The organism is Peptococcaceae bacterium 1198_IL3148 (genome assembly GCA_036763105.1).
Lineage (GTDB): Bacteria > Bacillota > Desulfotomaculia > Desulfotomaculales > Desulfohalotomaculaceae > JBAIYS01.
In genome coordinates, this window is sequence record JBAIYS010000073.1 from 1 (window position 1) to 255 (window position 255).

A 255-nucleotide genomic window follows, 5' to 3' on the forward strand; every position below is an offset into this window, starting at 1 on the left:
CCTTGCCATGCTCACCGGCCCGGGCTGCTTCAATGGCAGCGTTTAAAGCCAACAGGTTGGTTTGATCAGCAATGTTGGTGATCAACACAGTAATATTGCCTACCTCCCGGGACAGTGTGCCCAGTCTGTTCACCACATCTGCTGTTTGCTGTGTATCTTCAGCTATCTGATTGATTTTATTAATGGTGTTGGTTACCGATTGATTGCCCGCTTGGGCAATCTGTACTACTTTTTCGCTTTCCTCAGCCGCACTAT

The 255-nt window shown here is 48.2% G+C and carries 1 protein-coding gene; it reads right to left on the reverse strand.

Annotation, left to right across the window (positions count from 1 at the left end):
• The coding region (locus V6C27_14950; GenBank protein ID MEG6617668.1) for a methyl-accepting chemotaxis protein at positions 1-255 on the reverse strand (255 nt) is incomplete at both ends.